At 71.8% G+C, this 13,660-nt stretch carries 15 protein-coding genes; 11 read left to right on the plus strand and 4 right to left on the minus strand.

What is annotated here, in order from left to right; genetic code table 11:
* From EDF55_RS17055 to EDF55_RS17080, 6 genes are all read left to right on the plus strand, one after another.
* Entirely contained in the window at positions 1-924 is a 924-nt protein-coding gene (locus EDF55_RS17055) for a hypothetical protein (protein ID WP_123656173.1), read from the plus strand.
* A gap of 119 nt (positions 925-1,043) precedes the next feature.
* The gene (locus tag EDF55_RS17060) at positions 1,044-1,256 is read left to right on the plus strand and encodes an SCO4848 family membrane protein (protein ID WP_123656174.1); all 213 of its coding nucleotides are present in this window, start codon (positions 1,044-1,046) and stop codon (positions 1,254-1,256) included.
* 143 nt (positions 1,257-1,399) lie between these two features.
* The gene (locus EDF55_RS17065) at positions 1,400-2,077 is read left to right on the plus strand and encodes a response regulator transcription factor (RefSeq protein ID WP_123656175.1); all 678 of its coding nucleotides are present in this window, start codon (positions 1,400-1,402) and stop codon (positions 2,075-2,077) included.
* Positions 2,070-3,428 (plus strand): cell wall metabolism sensor histidine kinase WalK, encoded by a 1,359-nt coding sequence (locus tag EDF55_RS17070; protein ID WP_123656176.1) that lies wholly within the window; start codon positions 2,070-2,072, stop codon positions 3,426-3,428. The genes EDF55_RS17065 and EDF55_RS17070 overlap by 8 nt, the downstream gene beginning before the upstream one ends.
* Positions 3,429-3,476: 48 nt before the next feature.
* A complete protein-coding gene (locus EDF55_RS17075; RefSeq protein ID WP_123656177.1) occupies positions 3,477-4,094 on the plus strand; it encodes a PepSY domain-containing protein in 618 nt (205 codons plus the stop codon).
* A 78-nt stretch (positions 4,095-4,172) separates the two neighbouring features.
* Positions 4,173-5,009 carry a VOC family protein gene (locus EDF55_RS17080; protein WP_123656178.1) on the plus strand — a complete coding sequence of 279 codons (837 nt, stop codon included), beginning with the start codon at positions 4,173-4,175 and terminating at the stop codon, positions 5,007-5,009.
* 11 nt (positions 5,010-5,020) lie between these two features.
* Here the strand turns inward: EDF55_RS17080 and EDF55_RS17085 are convergent, their stop codons facing one another.
* Positions 5,021-5,596 (minus strand): TetR/AcrR family transcriptional regulator, encoded by a 576-nt coding sequence (locus EDF55_RS17085; protein WP_123656179.1) that lies wholly within the window; start codon positions 5,594-5,596, stop codon positions 5,021-5,023.
* 74 nt (positions 5,597-5,670) lie between these two features.
* Here EDF55_RS17085 and EDF55_RS17090 point away from each other — a divergent pair, with 74 nt between their 5' ends.
* Positions 5,671-6,636 carry an aldo/keto reductase gene (locus tag EDF55_RS17090; RefSeq protein WP_123656180.1) on the plus strand — a complete coding sequence of 322 codons (966 nt, stop codon included), beginning with the start codon at positions 5,671-5,673 and terminating at the stop codon, positions 6,634-6,636.
* On the opposite strand, the gene EDF55_RS17095 is transcribed toward EDF55_RS17090, so the two are convergent.
* Both EDF55_RS17095 and EDF55_RS17100 read right to left on the minus strand, forming a co-directional pair.
* On the minus strand, positions 6,633-6,938 hold the full coding sequence (locus EDF55_RS17095) for a hypothetical protein (RefSeq protein WP_123656181.1): 306 nt from the start codon (positions 6,936-6,938) through the stop codon (positions 6,633-6,635). The two genes, EDF55_RS17090 and EDF55_RS17095, sit on opposite strands and share 4 nt — an antisense overlap.
* A gap of 81 nt (positions 6,939-7,019) precedes the next feature.
* On the minus strand, positions 7,020-8,561 hold the full coding sequence (locus EDF55_RS17100; protein ID WP_123656182.1) for an amino acid permease: 1,542 nt from the start codon (positions 8,559-8,561) through the stop codon (positions 7,020-7,022).
* Between the two features lie 329 nt (positions 8,562-8,890).
* Between EDF55_RS17100 and EDF55_RS17105 the strand changes: the two genes are divergently transcribed.
* From EDF55_RS17105 to EDF55_RS17120, 4 genes are all read left to right on the plus strand, one after another.
* A complete protein-coding gene (locus tag EDF55_RS17105) occupies positions 8,891-10,216 on the plus strand; it encodes a glycine betaine/L-proline ABC transporter ATP-binding protein (protein ID WP_123656217.1) in 1,326 nt (441 codons plus the stop codon).
* A complete protein-coding gene (locus EDF55_RS17110; RefSeq protein ID WP_123656183.1) occupies positions 10,213-11,190 on the plus strand; it encodes a proline/glycine betaine ABC transporter permease in 978 nt (325 codons plus the stop codon). The genes EDF55_RS17105 and EDF55_RS17110 overlap by 4 nt, the downstream gene beginning before the upstream one ends.
* Positions 11,191-11,204: 14 nt before the next feature.
* On the plus strand, positions 11,205-12,119 hold the full coding sequence (locus EDF55_RS17115) for a glycine betaine ABC transporter substrate-binding protein (protein ID WP_123656184.1): 915 nt from the start codon (positions 11,205-11,207) through the stop codon (positions 12,117-12,119).
* 70 nt (positions 12,120-12,189) lie between these two features.
* Complete coding sequence (locus tag EDF55_RS17120) at positions 12,190-13,353, plus strand: mechanosensitive ion channel family protein (protein WP_123656185.1); 1,164 nt, start codon at positions 12,190-12,192, stop codon at positions 13,351-13,353.
* A 114-nt stretch (positions 13,354-13,467) separates the two neighbouring features.
* Here the strand turns inward: EDF55_RS17120 and EDF55_RS17125 are convergent, their stop codons facing one another.
* Positions 13,468-13,659 carry a hypothetical protein gene (locus EDF55_RS17125; protein ID WP_123656186.1) on the minus strand — a complete coding sequence of 64 codons (192 nt, stop codon included), beginning with the start codon at positions 13,657-13,659 and terminating at the stop codon, positions 13,468-13,470.
* Between the last annotated feature and the right edge of the window lies 1 nt (position 13,660).

Raw genomic sequence — 13,660 nt, forward strand, 5'->3', positions numbered from 1 at the left:
GTGCTCGCCGTCGTCCAGGCCGTCCTGCTCGTCGCCGGGGCCGTGACGCTGTTCGTGCTGCAGCGCGGGCAGGACCGGACCCTCGCCGTCACGTTCCTGCTCTTCTGCGCGACGATCGTCACGAACGTGGACCCGTTGTACCGCTGGCTCGACCCGCTGTTCGGCGGGTTCAACGTCGTGACGGTGATCAGCGACTGCCTGATGATCGCGGGGACCAGCACGCTGCTGTGGGGTGTGGCGAAGGCCGTCGGTGTCGCCGGCCCCTGGCTCCGGAACGCGATCATCGTCTCCTGCGCGGTCGTCGGCGTCGTGATCGTCACCGCGTTCGTGGTGCTGGACAAGCCGCCGACCACGACGACGTTCATGCTCGTGGCGGGTGACCACGCCGCCGCGGCGGTGTACTCGATCGCGCAGACGCTGTACCTCGGCGTCGCCCTCGGCGCCACCGGGGTGATCTGCATCCTCCGCGTCCGTGAAGCGCGGACCCGCACGGACCTCGTCGGGCTGTGGGTGCTCGTCGTCGGCGGGCTGTTCGGCGTCGTCCGGATGGTCGTCGTCGTGGTGATGGACCTCGCGCACGTTGGTGGCGACCTCGCCGTCACGCGGGCCCTGTCGACGCCGTACGACATCACGACGCCCGGCGCCGTGATCTGCGTCGCGTCCGGGATGCTCCTCCTGGTGATCGGGCACCGCGTCGCCCGCGCCCGGCGTGCGAACGCCGTCGAGTCCGCGATCCGGACGCTCGAGCCCCTGCACACGCGGCTCGGCACCGACAACGAGTACCCGGCGTCGGACGACCCCGCGACTCGCCTCAGCCGGCTCATCGTCGAGATCAACGACGGCGCTCGGAGCTCCCGCGCAGCCCTCAGCGACCGGGAGCGCGCGGTGCTCGCGCGTGCCGAAGCCGCACTGGACGTCGCGTAGCACCCTCCGGCCGTGTAGGGTCTGTAGCAATTGCTACGTTTCCCTGTGGTGATCGCCGGTGGGACTCGGCCGCGTTGGGGGCGGCCGAGCACCACCGATCTCCTCGGTAGGCTGCTGGGGTGTTCGTCTTCGCCGCAGTCGTCCTGTTCGTCGGTGCCCTGTTCAACCTGATCGCCTGGCCGCGCTTCTTCCAGCGGGTCGCGAAGGACACTCGGGCCCGTGACGCCGCCGGTCGCCCGACCACGTTCTACACGGTGCACCTCGTGCTGCTGCTCGTCGCGCTGGCGATCACGGCCGCCTCGATCGTCGCGGGCATCCTGCTGCTGGTCTGAGCCGACGGCGCACGCGCACGCGCACGCGCGCGCCCGCGCCCGCGCGCCCGCGCACCCGCGCCCGCGCACCCGCCCGCACCCGCACCCGTGCCCGCGCGGTCCGCTTCAGCCGCGCTTCAGCGCCGCCCGGGACAATACGGACCATGCGTGTGCTGGTGGTCGACGACGAGGTCCGCCTCGCTGACGGCATCCGCCGTGGGCTCGAGGCCGAGGGGTGGGCGGTCGACGTCGCCCACGACGGCATCGACGGGCTCTGGCACGCGCGCGAGTTCACCTACGACGCCGTCGTGCTCGACCTGATGATGCCCGGCATGAGCGGGTGGGCCGTCTGCGAGCAACTCCGCGCGGAGGAGAACTGGACGCCCGTCCTCATGCTCACCGCGAAGGACGGCGAGTGGGACCAGGTCGAGGCACTCGATGCCGGCGCCGACGACTACGTCACGAAGCCGTTCTCGCATCCGGTGCTCGTGGCCCGGCTCCGGGCGCTGGTCCGGCGCGGGGCCCGTGCCCGGCCGAGCGTGCTCACGGTGGGGGACCTGCGCCTCGACCCTGCCGCCCGGACGGCATCGCGCGGCGAGGTCCCGCTCGACCTCACGAGCCGGGAGTTCGCGGTGCTGGAGTTCCTGGTCCGTCGAGCGGGCGAGGTGTGCTCGAAGCGCCAGGTGATCGAGAACGTCTGGGACGTCGACTTCGACGGCGACCCGAACATCGTCGAGGTGTACGTCGGGCACCTGCGGCGGAAGGTCGACCGGCCGTTCGGGCGGGCGAGCATCGAGACGGTCCGGGGCGCGGGCTACCGGCTGACGGCCGACGATGCGTGAGCGCAAGAGCCGCCGGCCGCCGAACGCCGGCGGGCCGAACGCCCGCCGTCCCCGGAGCGTCCGTGCGCGCACCACCGTCGCCGCGGTCGTCCTGGTCCTCGCCGCGCTCGTGGTCGGCTCCGCCGCGTTCGTCGTCGTGCTGCGCCTGGTCCTCGTCGACGGCGTCCGGGCGAGCGCCGAGAGCGGGCTGGAGCAGGCGTCCGCCCGCGTCGAGGCCGACGGTGCCTCCGCGGTCGACGGGTACGACGAGGTCCTCGTGCAGGTCGTCGGCGAGGGCGGCCAGGTCATCGCCCACGGCGACGACGCCGACCCACCCGCGCTCCCGACCGCCGACGAGTCGCGGTACGACCACGACGGTGAACGCTGGCTCCTCGTCGCCGACGACGTCGACCTGCCCGGTGGGTCCGAGGCGACCGTGGTCTTCGGGGCGTCGCTCGACGCGGCGGACACCGCGACGACGGCGGTGACGACCCTGCTGGCGGTGGGCGTCCCGGTGCTCGTGACGCTGATGGGGATCGGGACGTGGATCGTCGTCGGGCGGTCGCTCCGTCCCGTGGAGCGGATCCGCCGCGAGGTCGCGGACGTCGGCGGCGCGTCCCGTGGGGCGCGCGTCCTCGTGCCCGACACCGGGGACGAGGTCGCCCGGCTCGCCGCCACGATGAACGACATGCTCGACCGCCTGGAGCGGTCCGCGGCAGCGCAGCGGCGGTTCGTCTCGGACGCGTCGCACGAACTCCGGTCGCCGATCGCCTCGGTCCGCCAGCACGCCTCGGTCGCACGGGCGCACCCGGACCGGATGGAGATGACGGAGCTGACCGACGTGGTCCTGGCGGAGAACGACCGACTCGCGGCCCTGGTCGACGGCCTGCTCGAGCTCTCCCGCCTCGACGAACGGGGCATCGGGGAGCGTCGGCCGGTCGACCTCGACGACATCGCGCTCGCGGAGGTCGCCCGGATCCGGTCTGCCGGCGTCGTCCGGGTGGACGGCTCGGGCATCGGCGCGGCCCGGGTGCTCGGCGACGAGCGGGTCCTCGGACGGGTGGTGCGGAACCTGGTCGACAACGCCGCACGGCATGCGTCCACGGGCATCGCCGTCGGCGTCCGCGCGGTGGGCGGCACCGCCGAGCTGGTCGTGGACGACGACGGCGCGGGGGTTCCACCCGAGGACCGGCAGCGGGTCTTCGACCGCTTCGTCCGGCTCGACGAGGCGCGCGCCCGGGACGACGGCGGTTCCGGACTCGGGCTCGCGATCGTGCGGGACGCGGTGGTGGCGCACGGTGGGACGGTGACGGTCGAGGACGCTCCGACGGGAGGCGCGCGGTTCGTCGTGCGCATCGCACTCGGTGGCTGAACAGGCGGCTTCAGGTCTGCTTCAGCACTCCCACGGCACGCTCGTCCCATGAACCTCACCACCACGCCCCGCCTCCGCCGGGCCACCGTCTCCGCCGCCGTCCTGTTCGCCGGGGCACTCGCCGTCACCGGCTGCGCCGGCACCGACTCGGACTCCGGTTCGACCGCCGGGTCCCGCATCTCGTCGTCCGCCACGGCGGGCAGCGGCGGCGCGACGACGACCGCCGCCACGAACGACGCCCTCGCCGCTGCCGTCGCGACCGCTCGTGACGCCGTGGGCTCCGGCACGGTGATCTCGGTCGAGCAGGAGCAGAACGGCACCGCGTGGGAGGTCCTCGTCGTGACGGCCGACCACGCCGAGCACGAGGTCCACACGGACGCCAGCGGGGAGGAGACCACGGGCACGCCGCGCGTGGACGACTCCGACACCGAGGACCGCGCCGAGAACCAGCGCTTCGTGGACGCGGCCGAGATCGACGTGGTCGACGCCGCCGGCCGGCTGCAGGACACCGTCGCAGGGACGGTCACGGAGCTCGGTCTCGACGACCACGCCGGCGCGGTCGTCTGGGAGGGTGACGTCCGCGACTCCTCCGGCACGAAGCACAGCATCCGCATCGACGCCGGCTCCGGGGACGTCGTGACGAACACCGTCGACACCGACGACTGACCCCGCACGGCGAGCCGCCCGGTGTCGGCGGAGCGGTGTAGACCGGGGCACACCACCCGGACGGGATCGGAGCCGACGATGACCGATGCAACACCGCGCAGCTACCCGCAGGGCGTCCCGAGCTGGATCGAGGCCCGCCACCCGGACCCGGACGCCGCCGCCGCGTTCTACGGCGCGCTCTTCGGCTGGGACCTCGAGGAGCGGATGCCGCCCGGAGCGCCGGGCTCCTACCGGATCGCCACGATCGACGGCCGTGACGTCGGGGCGATCACGACGAGCGAGGACCCGGCGGCCTGGACCACGTACATCGCCGTGGACGACGCCGACCTGACTGCCGCCCGGGTCGTCGCGCTCGGCGGCAGCGCGGGGGAGCGGTGGGACGCCGGTCCCGGTGGCAGTGCGGGCCGCGGTGCGGACTGCATCGATCCCCGCGGCGCCGCGTTCTCGCTCTGGCAGGCGCGGGAGCGGCTCGGGTCGCAGCACATCAACGCCCCGGGCGGGTGGGTGTTCAGCGACCTGCGGTCCCGCGAGCCAGACGAGGCATTCGTCTTCTACGAGCAGCTGTTCGGCTGGCAGGTGTCCGGCATGGACGAGGGGCCGAGCGTGATGGTGCGGCTGCCCGGGTACGGCGACCACCTCGCGGCGACCTCGGACCCGGACATCCGGGAGCGCCAGTTCGGCGCGCCGGAGGGGTTCGCGGACGTCATCGGTGCGCTGGCTCGGATCGATGACGGGCCCGACGACTGGCACGTGTCCTTCAGCGTCGCCGACCGGGACGTCGCAGCGGACCGGGTGGTGGAACTCGGCGGCCGGCTCCTCGGGACCTGGGAGGGCTACTGGACCCGGGCCGCGGAGCTCGAAGACCCCCAGGGTGCGACGTTCCGCGTGACGCAGTTCGCCCCCGACGCCGGCTGAGCACGGGCCGCCTACGGCTGGGCGCGGAGCCCGCCGACGACGATGTCGAGCAGCCGCCCGGTCTGCTCCGGGTCCTCGGTGTCCCGGGTGGAGAGCAGCACCCCGATGAGCGCCGCCGTGACGTCGTCCGCGACCATGTCGCTCCGGAGGGTCCCGTCGAGCGCCCCCGCGTCGAGGAACCGCTGCACCGCGGCGTTCACGCGCTCCCGGGTGTGTGCCGTCTCGGCCGCTCCGCGGATCGCGCCGACCCGGACGGTCTCCGCCATGCCGCGCTTCGCCGCCACGAACCGGGCGTACCGGTCCGCGAACGCCCGGAGCGCGCGGTCGGCCGGCGGTTCGGCGAGCAGTGCGTCGACGGTGCCGAGCACCGCGTCGAGCTCGGCGCCGTAGACCGCCGCGACGAGGTCCTCCCGCGTCGGGAAGTTCCGGTACAGCGTGCCGATGCCGACCCCCGCCGCGCGGGCGACCGCCTCGAGCGAGGCGTCCTCGCCCGCCGTGGTGAACGCGGTCCGTGCGGCGTCGACGAGCGCGGCGCGGTTCCGTGCCGCATCCGCGCGGGGGCGTCGCGTCGTGCCGGGGCTGGACAAAGTGGAGGCTCCTCCGGTTATGCTGCAGTCAAGCGGAGGTTCCTCCGCTTCCCGTCACCCTACCGGAGGCACCCATGCAGCAGCACACCGAGAACACCCGCCCGGGCGGCACGTCCCGGCTCGGCACCCGCCCGGGCGGCACGTCCCGGCTCGGCACCCACGAGGTGGCCCGGATCGGCTACGGCGCGATGGCGCTCGAGCGCTTCGCGGACGACCGGGAGGCCGGCGTCGCCCTGCTGCACCGGGCGGCCGAACTCGGCGTCGACCACGTCGACACCGCGGACTTCTACGGGCACAGCGTGGCGAACGACCTGATCCGCCGGGCGTTCGGCAGCGGCGACGCCGTGACGGTCGTCAGCAAGGTCGGCGCGGTCCGGGTCGACGCTCCCGTCCCGCTCGCCCTCGCACAGCGACCCGCCGAGCTCCGTGCCCAGGTCCAGGCGAACCTCCGCACCCTCGGTCGCGATCGCATCGACGTGGTGAACCTCCGCCGTGCTGACCTCGGCCCGGGGCTCGTCGCCGAGGGGGAGCAGCTCGTCGACCTCGACGACCAGCTCGCCGAGATGACCGCGATGCGCGACGAGGGGCTCATCGGCGCGATCGGCGTCAGCGCGGTGTCGGCGGACGTCGTCCGGCGGGCGCTCCCGGCCGGCATCGTGTGCGTGCAGAACGCCTACTCGATGGTCGCCCGCGGATCGGAGGAGCTGCTCGACCTCTGCGTCGCCGAGGGCATCGCCTGGGTGCCGTTCTTCCCGCTCGGCGGGGCGTTCCCGGGGCTGCCGAAGGTCGCGGACGAGCCCGCCGTGCAGCGCATCGCCGCGGAGCTCGGGGTCACGCCCGCGCAGGTCGGACTCGCCTGGCTCCTCGGCCACGCACCGGACGTCCTGCTCATCCCGGGGACGTCGAGCATCGAGCACCTCGAGGAGAACGTCGCCGTCGGGTCGATCGTGCTGGACGCCGCGCAGACGACCGCACTCGACGCCGTGTGGGCCGAGCGGCACGCGCACGCGGCAGCTGCCGAACCCGAGTGGACCGCCTAGGACGACGCGGGTGTCGGCGCGCCGAGCACCCGACGGAGCGCCAGGGCGGCGACCTGCTCGTCGGACGTGTCGAGCAGCACGCGGTAGGTGTCGTCCGGGGTCAGGAACTCGACGCACACGGCGTCGAAGTCGCACGGCTCGATGCGCCAGCCGCGCACCGCGTCCATCGGCACCGCGGTGACCGCGTCCCGCTCGTAGCTCGTCTCGGCGTGCACCCGGTCCGGGAACACCCGGACGCGTCCGACGCTCCCACGCCACGTGAGCTGCAGGTCGAGGGTCGGTGATGCAGAGAGGTCCGGCACCCGCTGATCGTACTGGCGGATGCCGGACCTCCCGGCGACCGTGCGACGCTCGTCGCGCTGCGCGGACAACCGGGGACGCGTTCAGTGCTGGTCGTCGTCCTCCGGCGCTCGGCGCACCTGGTTCGCCGGGTCGCGGCCGGTGATCGGGTACGGACCCGTCACGCCCTGGCGGAGCGCCGCGATGCGGAGGATCCGGTCGCGCTGCAGGAACCAGCCGACGATGAGCAGCGGGATCACGATCACGAGGGACGCGATCGTGTACGTGCCGACGGGGTAGTCGATCGCCATCAGCACGATGACGGACGCCAGGAACGCGAGGGTCAGCCACGAGGTCACCGGGGCGCCGGGGAGCTTGAACGTCGGCTCCTTCGCCAGACCCTGCTTCGCCCAGGAGCGCAGGCGCATCTGGCAGAGGATGATCGTGCCCCACGCCGTGATGATCCCGAGGCTCGCGATGTTCAGCGCGATCTCGAACGCCTGGCTCGGGACGAAGTAGTTCAGCACGACGCCGGCCACCGTGAAGCAGGCGGTGAGCAGGATGCCGGCGTAGGGGACACCGCCGCGGGACATCTTCGTGGTCCACTTCGGTGCCGACCCGTTCATGCCCATCGAGTGCAGGGCGCGGCCGGTGGAGTACAGCCCGGCGTTCAGCGAGGACAGCGCCGCGGTCAGCACGACGAAGTTCATGATCGAGCCGACGACGGCGCCGACCTGCGGGTTCCCGATCGAGGAGAAGAACGTGACGAACGGGCTCTGCCCCTCCTTGTACGCCGTGTACGGCAGCAGGAGCGAGAGCAGGACGACCGACCCGACGTAGAAGACCGCGATGCGGAAGACCACGGAGTTGATCGCGCGGGGGATGACCTTCTCGGTGTTCTGCGTCTCGCCGGACGCGGTGCCGACGAGCTCGATCGCGGCGTACGCGAACACGACGCCCTGCACGACGAGCACCGTCGGCAGCAGTCCGTTCGGCAGCAGCCCGCCGTTGTCCGCCCAGATCGAGAACCCGGTCTGCACCTGCTGGCCGCCGGCCTCCACCGGGAACGCCCAGATCAGCCAGATGAGCCCGATCACGAGGAATGCGACGAGCGCGGCGACCTTGATGATCGCGAACCAGAACTCGAGCTCGCCGAACAGCTTCACCGCGACCATGTTGGCGGCGAGCACGACGAGCAGGGCGATCAGCGCGAGGAGCCACTGCGGCGCCGAGGTGAACGCCGACCAGTAGTGCAGGTAGACGGCGACGGCGGTGGTGTCCACGATCGACGTCATCGCCCAGTTGAGGAAGTACATCCAGCCGGCCGCGTACGCGAACTTCTCGCCGTAGAACTCGCGGGCGTAGGAGATGAACGACCCCGACGACGGACGGTGCAGCACGAGCTCGCCGAGCGCACGCAGGATGAAGAAGCCGAAGACGCCCGCGATCAGGTACACGACCGCGAGCGCAGGGCCCGCGGTGTTCAGTCGTCCACCGGCGCCGAGGAAGAGCCCGGTGCCGATCGCGCCGCCGATGGCGATCATCTGCAACTGCCGGGGCTTCAGACCGTGCTGGTAGCCCTCTTGCTCGTGCGAGAAGTCGTTCGCGGGCGCTCGGTCCACGCCGGTGTCGTTCTGCGCTGTCATTCCCGTCACGGTACAGGTGCAGCGGAATCGTGGTGCCACGACGAGGACCCTCGATTCGCGATGGGGGACAAGTGTCGTTACCGTTGAACGTCCCCTCAGGGACACCGACGATCAGGACGCGTCCACCGCAGCAGCTGCCGCGGGGGCCGTACGGTCGGCCGGACCGGGGTCGTCCCGAGTACGACCCCCGCGTGCGAGATCGCTCGCCCAGCGCTGACGCGCCGGGCTCGACGCGGTCACGACGAACAGGGTGCCGGACGACCCGTTCGCAACCACACCGTGTCGCCGTGCGCCCGTGCGCCGCGATCACGCGAGGAGTCCCGTTGACCATCGCACCACCCCAGGAAGCGCAGGACCTCCGCACGCCGGAGGACCCGAGCGCGACCCCTGCCGTCCGCGTCCGTGACGTCACCAAGGTGTTCGGCCGCCGCCCCGGCGAGGCCGTCCGCCGCCTCGCCGCCGGCGCATCGCGCGACGACGTCCGCGAGTTCGGCTCCGCTGCCGTCATCGACGCGTCGTTCGACGTCCGACCCGGCGAGATCTTCGTCGTGATGGGCCTCTCCGGCTCCGGCAAGTCGACGCTCATCCGGATGCTGAACGGTCTGCTCGAGCCGACGGCGGGCTCGGTCGAGATCGGTGGCCGGACCATCACGAAGGCCCCGGCGAAGGAGGTCCGGGACATCCGCCGGTCGAGCGTCTCGATGGTGTTCCAGCACTTCGCGCTCCTGCCGCACCGCACCGTCATCGAGAACGTCGCGTACGGCCTCGAGGTGAACGGCGTCGGGAAGGCGGCACGGCTCGCGAAGGCCCGGGAGGTCATCGACCTCGTGGGCCTCGACGCATGGGCGGACGCGAAGCCCGACGAGCTCTCCGGCGGCATGCAGCAGCGCGTCGGCATCGCCCGCGCGCTCGCCGCGGAGACCGACGTCCTGCTCATGGACGAGGCGTTCAGCGCCCTCGACCCCCTGATCCGCCGCGAGATGCAGGAGCAGCTCGTCGACCTGCAGCAGCGGCTCGGCAAGACCATCGTCTTCATCACGCACGACCTCAACGAGGCGATGTTCCTCGGCGACCGGATCGCGGTGATGCGCGACGGCCGCATCGTGCAGATCGGCACGCCGGAGGACATCCTCACCGACCCGGCGAACGACTACGTCGCCCAGTTCGTGCAGGACGTCGACCGCGCCCGCGTCCTCACCGCCGCGAGCGTGATGGAGCCGGCGCGCGCCGTCGTGCCGGTCACGGCCGGACCCCGTGGCGCGCTCCGCGTCATGCGGGACCTGCAGACCGCCGCCGTGTTCGTCACCGGCCGCGGCCGCACCCTCGACGGCTGGGTCCGCGACCGCCACGTGATGCGCCAGGTCAAGGCCGGCGACACGAACCTCGACGCGATCGTGAACACCGAGTACGCCCGGGTCGCGCCGGACACCGCGCTCACCGACCTGTTCGAGCTCGCCGTCGAGTCGCCGCTGCCCATCGCGGTCGTCGACGCCGAGGGTCGCCTGCTCGGGGTCGTCCCGCGCATCACGCTCCTCGCGGCGCTCGGCAACGTCCCGACGACGACCAGCCCCATCCAGACGCTCGAGCCGGTGACCCGCATCTCGAACGACGACCTCGACGAGACGCTCGCCACCACGGAAGGGACGAACGCATGATCACCCCCGGCACCAACTCCTTCGGGGACTTCCACCTGCCGCTCGGCACGTGGGTCGCCGCGGTCGTCGACTGGATCACGACCTACCTGTCCGGCTTCTTCGACGTCGTCCGGTACGTGTTCACCTGGATGGACGCGTGGATGGAGTACTTCCTCTCCACGCCGCCGTTCTGGGTGATCACGCTGATCCTCGTCGCGCTCGCGTTCGTCGCGAAGGGCTGGAAGCTCGCCCTCGGTGCGGCGATCGGCCTGCTGTTCATCGTCAGCGTCGGGCAGTGGACCAACGCGATGGACACCCTGGCGCTCGTCATCGTCGCCGCCGGGCTCGCCGTGGTGTTCAGCATCCCGCTCGGGGTCTGGGCCGCGCGCTCCGACGGTGCCAGCCGGGTGATCCGGCCGGTGCTCGACTTCATGCAGACGACCCCGGCGTTCGTCTACCTCATCCCCGCGCTGCTGCTGTTCCGCGTCGGTGTCGTCCCCGGCATCGTCGCGACCATCGTGTTCGCGATGGCCCCGGGCGTCCGGCTCACCGAGCTCGGCATCCGCGGCGTCCCGAGCGAGGTCGTCGAGGCCGGCGCCGCGTTCGGCTCCAGCCCGTGGCGCATCCTCCGCCAGATCCAGCTGCCGCTCGCGAAGGCCAGCATCATGGCCGGCGTCAACCAGGTCATCATGCTCTCGCTCTCGATGGTCGTCATCGCCGGCATGGTCGGTGCCGGCGGCCTCGGCGAGCAGATCGTCGCGTCGCTGAACCGCATCGACGTCGGACTCGGTGCCGAAGCCGGTCTGTCGGTGGTGGTCCTGGCGATCCTGCTGGACCGCCTGACCGCAGCGCTCGGCGGCGGGGCGAGCGGAGCCTCCCGGCTGTGGAAGCGCAGCCGGAAGCCGGCCGTGACCGCGACGCCGAACGCGGCGACCGCCCAGACCGCCGCCACCGCGGAGGCGACCGCCGCCGACCGCCAGACCGTCGACGCGTGAGGAAGGAACCCACCATGAAGCGCACCAAGCGGGTCGTCGCGACCCTCGCCCTCGCCGCCGCGACCGCCGTCGGCCTGACCGCCTGCATGCCGCCCGGCTACTACGGCGCATCCGGCACCGTCGACAACGGCGACCAGAAGTCGATGTCCATCGTCGTGTTCAACGGCTGGGACGAGGACACCGCCGCCAGCCAGCTCTGGAAGTACGTCCTCGACCAGAAGGGCTACGACGTCCAGCTCACCAACGCGGACGTCGCACCCGCCTACCAGGGGCTGTCCTCCGGGGACTACGACGTCGTGCTCGACACCTGGCTGCCGAACACGCACAAGCAGTACATGGAGAAGTACGGCGACCAGCTGACCGACCTCGGCGCGTGGAACGAGCAGGCGTCCCTCGAGCTCGCCGTGCCTGAGTACTCGAAGATCGACTCCATCGAGGACCTCGAGGCGAACGCCTCGGACTTCGGGAACAAGATCGTCGGCATCGAGCCGGCCGCCGGTGAGACCGCGGTCGTGCAGGACGAGGTCATCCCGCAGTACGGCCTCGGCGGGATGGACTTCATCACTAGCTCGACGCCGGCGATGCTCGCCGACCTCAAGGCCGCGATCGCCAAGAAGGAGGACGTCGTCGTGACCCTGTGGCGTCCGCACTGGGCGTACGACGCGTTCCCGATCAAGGACCTCGAGGACCCGAAGGGCGCGCTCGGCAAGAACGAGGAGATCCACACCATCGCCAAGAAGGACTTCGCCAGTGACTTCCCGCAGGCGTCGAAGTGGATGCGGGACTTCTCCATGGACTCCGACACGCTCTACTCGCTCGAGAACGCGCTCGTGAACAGCGGCGCGACGGCGAGCGAGTACCCCGCGATCACGAAGAAGTGGGCGTCCGAGCACCAGGACTACGTGGACTCGCTCACGTCGTCGAAGTAGCAGCACCACCCTGACAGGAGGCACGGTGCCGGCTGGCACCGTGCCTCCTGTCCGTTGGCACCATGGGGGGATGGACATCCTCCTCCGTCTCCTCGTCGCGATCGGGTTCGCCCTCCTCGTGACCGCGGTCGCCGCCGTCGTCCTGCACCTCGTCTTCCGCGCGCTGGGCCGCCGGGAGCGCTGGGCCGCGTCGCTGTCCCGGCGGACCAAGCACCCCACCAGGACGCTGCTGCTCGTCGCGCTGCTGTGGACGGCGTTCGCGTCCTCGATCCCGGACACCGACGCGTACCCGTGGCGGGACACCGTCTCGCACGTGTTCCTCGTCGTCACGATCGGCGTCGGCACCTGGTTCGCCTGCGGGCTCGCGATCTTCCTCGAGAGCCTCGGCCTCCACAAGTACCGCGTCGACGTCCCCGACAACCGCGTCGCACGGCGCATCCGGACCCAGGTGCTCATCCTCCGCCGGCTCACGGTCGCGGTGCTCGTCATCATCGGCGTCGGCGCGATCCTGCTCACGTTCCCCGGTGTCGAGGCGGCGGGCGCGAGCGTCCTCGCCTCCGCCGGACTCATCTCGGTGATCGCCGGGCTCGCGGCGCAGTCCACGCTCGGCAACGTCTTCGCGGGCATGCAGCTGGCGTTCTCCGGCTCGATCCGCGTCGACGACGTCGTCGTGGTCGAGACCCAGTGGGGCCGCATCGAGGAGATCACGCTGACGTACGTGGTCGTGCACCTCTGGGACGACCGCCGGTTCGTGCTGCCGTCGACCTACTTCACGTCGACGCCGTTCGAGAACTGGACCCGGACCAACAGCGAACTGCTCGGCGCGGTGGAGTTCGACCTGGACTGGCGGGTGCGGCCCAGCGAGATGCGCGTCGAGCTCGACCGGATCCTCGACCGCACCGAGCTGTGGGACAAGCGGGTCAAGGTGCTCCAGGTCACCGACGCCGTGCAGGGGTACGTGCGCGTCCGGGTCCTCGCGACGTCGCACGATGCGCCGTCGCTGTTCGACCTGCGCTGCTACATCCGCGAGGAGCTCGTCGACTGGATCCAGCGCACCCACCCGGACGCGCTGCCCGTCCAGCGGGTGCTCATGGTGGACGAGGTCGCGACGCCGCGGCGGCGTGGCGCGTCGACCGCGTCGGACTCGGCGCTGTTCACGCCGGACCAGCAGGACCGCGCCGCCCTGTTCACCGGGCCGATCCAGACGTCCGGGATCCGGCCGTCGGAGCGGTAGACGGCGCGGGAGCCGGCGCGGCCGTCCGCGCTGATCCGGTCGCCACCACGGACGGACGGGAGGCCCGGTGCCAGCTGGCACCGGGCCTCCCGTCCGTCTCGTGGTGACCTCAGATCACGGCTGCTTCGCGCGGACCGCGCGGTCGTCCTCGACGACCGTGCCGATCGCCACGATCGTCGTCGAGAGCCACGCCACCCACGTCAGCGCCAGGCGCCAGTCGCGCGGACCCCGCCTGGTCGTCTGCAGCACGCTGTAGCCGCTGATGATCGAACTCCACACCGCACCGTTGAACAAGAACTTGCGCACG

It is taken from the genome of Curtobacterium sp. ZW137 (genome assembly GCF_003762905.1).
GTDB lineage: Bacteria > Actinomycetota > Actinomycetes > Actinomycetales > Microbacteriaceae > Curtobacterium.

Bases quoted from the DNA above. Each gene is read 5' to 3' on its own strand.
- EDF55_RS17065 (WP_123656175.1), top strand. From the start codon at position 1,400: ATGCGTGTGCTGGTGGTCGACGACGAGGTCCGCCTCGCTGACGGCATC.
- EDF55_RS17070 (WP_123656176.1), top strand. From the start codon at position 2,070: ATGCGTGAGCGCAAGAGCCGCCGGCCGCCGAACGCCGGCGGGCCGAAC.
- EDF55_RS17075 (WP_123656177.1), top strand. From the start codon at position 3,477: ATGAACCTCACCACCACGCCCCGCCTCCGCCGGGCCACCGTCTCCGCC.
- EDF55_RS17080 (WP_123656178.1), top strand. From the start codon at position 4,173: ATGACCGATGCAACACCGCGCAGCTACCCGCAGGGCGTCCCGAGCTGG.
- EDF55_RS17090 (WP_123656180.1), top strand. From the start codon at position 5,671: ATGCAGCAGCACACCGAGAACACCCGCCCGGGCGGCACGTCCCGGCTC.
- EDF55_RS17100 (WP_123656182.1), bottom strand. From the start codon at position 8,561: ATGACAGCGCAGAACGACACCGGCGTGGACCGAGCGCCCGCGAACGAC.
- EDF55_RS17110 (WP_123656183.1), top strand. From the start codon at position 10,213: ATGATCACCCCCGGCACCAACTCCTTCGGGGACTTCCACCTGCCGCTC.
- EDF55_RS17115 (WP_123656184.1), top strand. From the start codon at position 11,205: ATGAAGCGCACCAAGCGGGTCGTCGCGACCCTCGCCCTCGCCGCCGCG.
- EDF55_RS17120 (WP_123656185.1), top strand. From the start codon at position 12,190: ATGGACATCCTCCTCCGTCTCCTCGTCGCGATCGGGTTCGCCCTCCTC.